Source organism: Croceitalea marina (assembly GCF_042684265.1).
GTDB lineage: Bacteria > Bacteroidota > Bacteroidia > Flavobacteriales > Flavobacteriaceae > Croceitalea > Croceitalea marina.
Genome location: NZ_JBHULB010000067.1, coordinates 1 through 2,858 on the forward strand (window position 1 = coordinate 1; position 2,858 = coordinate 2,858).

The 2,858-nt window shown below is 32.7% G+C and carries 1 protein-coding gene and 2 pseudogenes; 2 read left to right on the forward strand and 1 reads right to left on the reverse strand.

The window, feature by feature from the left end; all coding sequences use genetic code 11:
• A pseudogene (locus ACFSQJ_RS14440) lies at positions 1 to 104 on the forward strand (IS1595 family transposase); the annotation flags it as partial.
• Positions 105 to 148: 44 nt separating this feature from the next.
• Positions 149 to 2,191 carry an HAD hydrolase-like protein gene (locus tag ACFSQJ_RS14445; protein ID WP_377767679.1) on the forward strand — a complete coding sequence of 681 codons (2,043 nt, stop codon included), beginning with the start codon at positions 149 to 151 and terminating at the stop codon, positions 2,189 to 2,191.
• A 143-nt stretch (positions 2,192 to 2,334) separates the two neighbouring features.
• On the opposite strand, the pseudogene ACFSQJ_RS14450 reads toward ACFSQJ_RS14445, so the two are convergent.
• Positions 2,335 to 2,858: pseudogene (locus tag ACFSQJ_RS14450) on the reverse strand (nucleoside hydrolase); the annotation flags it as partial.

The following is a 2,858-nucleotide window of genomic DNA, read 5'->3' on the forward strand; positions in this document are numbered from 1 at the left end:
ACCTACAGCTCTATCTTGATGAGTTCGTTTACAAACTTAATAGACGGTATTTCGGGGAAAGACTGTTCGAAAGAGTAGTTATTGCTAATATCACAGGGTTATGACACTTAACGGATATTCAAAAAAATAATAATTCAAATCACCGGTTATGAACAATCAACTTATTAAACTGATAAAACAATCTGGCGACATTAAGTATATATTTTGTGACTATTATGATACCGTTGTTCACAGAAAAGTACACCCTTTGCAACCTTTGAGAATTTGGGCCAAGTTTTTAATTAGGGATTTTGGGATGGATATAACCATAGATGAATTGACAAGTATAAGGAAGGCAGCATCTAAACATTTAGTAAAAATGCACCAGAGACCTTTGTCCGATATTGCCTACCCTACGGTGATTAAAGAAGTCTACCAGAGATTGAAAAATTCGGATTTGGATTCTGGTATCACTACTCTTCAACAATTCATCGAAAGGTATAAAGAGGCGGACTTTCGTTCAGAGTCGAGTGTTCAGTTTTTGAACGATAAAATGATTTCAACGCTTAAATATCTAAAAAATGAAGGATATCGAATATTTTGTGTTTCTGATTTCTACTTTGATACTCAACTAATGCAAAGACTTATAGAACATCATAAAATCAATAATTTGTTCGATGAGGTGTTTATTTCATCATCAATAGGGTATAGTAAAGAAAATAAAGGTGAAATCTATACCCATCTCTTGGAGAAAAAAGGCTTTTTGGCAAAAGAAGTTTTTATGATTGGCGATAATAAGAGAAGTGATTTTCTTAATTCAAGAAAACATGGCATAAATGCCTATCATTTAAAAGAGAGGAGAAAAAAGTGGCATCAAAAGACCTTAAGATTTGGAAGTGACAGAAAAGACTTCATTCGTCCAATAAAAAAGATAGAAAAAGAATTAAGGAGAAGTGGTCAACCTTATGCAGAGTATCTATTAATTTTTCATTTTTTTGTTGAAAGATTGTATAAGAAGGCAAAAGAGCAGCGCACCAAAAATTTATTTTTTCTTGCTAGGGAAGGTCTTTTCTTAATGAAAATGTTCGAAGCGTATCAGAATTTCATCGAGCCTGAACCTGAAAATAGAATCAATGCTCATTATCTAAAAATTTCAAGACAAGGGGCAATGCAAATTTCTTTTAAACCAATTGAAGATGAAGATTTTTATATTCTTAGAAATCGTTATGCCAATAGATTATCGTTAAATCAATTTTTAACGATGTTTTTATTCGAAGAAAATGTTAAGAAAGAAATAGCCGATAGCCTGAACGTTGATGGAGAAAAGGAATTAAAGCCATTTTTGGATTCCCAACTATTCGCGCAACTAATTAAAAATCAACAATTTTTAGATTTATATGAACGTAATAGGTTAGAACAGAAAAGTTACTTTGATTCTTATATTGATTCTTTTGGAGTAGATTTTGAAACGGAGGGAATGCATGTCGTCGATATAGGCTGGATTGGAAGTATGCAAGAATGTCTTTCAAATTATTTTAACCGAAAATATCGGGTTCAAGGTTATTATTTGGGATTAAGGGCAGCATATGATATAGATGAAATGACCAAAAGATATGGCTTGATTTTTAGCGTGTACCCATCGCAATCAACATATGATTTAATCATGTTGGCCAACAAATCCTTAATGGAACAGTTTCTGGCAGCTCCTCATGGTAGTACATTAGGATATCGACCAAAACCCGATTTTACCATAGAATACCATAAGAAAGAAGAATTAAAAGTTTTTAATGAGTACATCGGTCCACTTCAGAAAAGCATGTTCTCGCGCTATGATGATTTATTACGTGTTCTAAGACCGTTGATTTATGATGAACAATTAGTCAACAGATATCTGATTGATTTAAAAATGAGATCCGATTTATTGGCTAATAAAAAGAAAATAGTCTTTGTAGATGCTATGGACAAAAACTTTTACAATAATTTAGGTAATAACAAAGTTGGGATTACATACGGTATTGGTAATGTTAAAATGTCAAAATTGCAAATATTGAAAAAGTGCATCTTAGTACCAGAAGAAATGTTTATATATTTTGTTAAGTTAAAGCCTTTCTTATATCGAAAAAATTTATACTTTTTAAGCTTTCCTGTAAACTGGTTCAAGCCTTATTTTAAATTTCACCAAAGGTTGAAGCAAAAATTTACTCGAGTATAATTTTCTATAGTCTTCCCTAACCTAAAATAATCTCCTCACCAGATTAATTACTAGTCATAATTTGAGAATCCAAGCTATCAACTATTCTTTTTTTCGTTAAATCTGCAAATGTTTTAAATCTATAACCTATCTTTTTGAATAAATTATTTGACCAAAGAGTAGTTTTCAATTGATTCAAAAAAGTCATCAATGATTTCCTCACTACTAAAATCTCCCCAAATAATTATCTCTCTACTATTTTCAGGTCTGTTAGACCAATTTAGGTTATCTACAACTATAGGAGCAGGTATTGATTCTCTAACGCCCCATTGAGGATTCTTCAAGATTGACAAGGCAACCAAATCAAAAAGTGGTTTCCGTGGCCTGTCACCGCTTTTATTTTGAAATAGGTTAATGGAGTAATCGCCAAAATGACGAAAACTGCCTCCATGTCTACCTGTTACAGGTGACATTGCCAATGGCCCTAGACCGGGCATTTTATCATAAATCTCAGTTCTAGATACACTAACATTAGCTGATCCCCTTAAAGAAGAATTCTGTCGTACGGTAACTATTTCTAAGGGAATGCCACTTTCTATGACATAGTTGACCGATGATACGTCATTTTCCAGATTGTATTCACCCCTGTCAGGATAGTTTGAACCGAGCCATATTACCTTAGTTCTAT

What these genes read in the sequence shown, in the direction of transcription:
- ACFSQJ_RS14445 (WP_377767679.1), top strand. Translation starts at nt 149, where the DNA reads ATGAACAATCAACTTATTAAACTGATAAAACAATCTGGCGACATTAAG.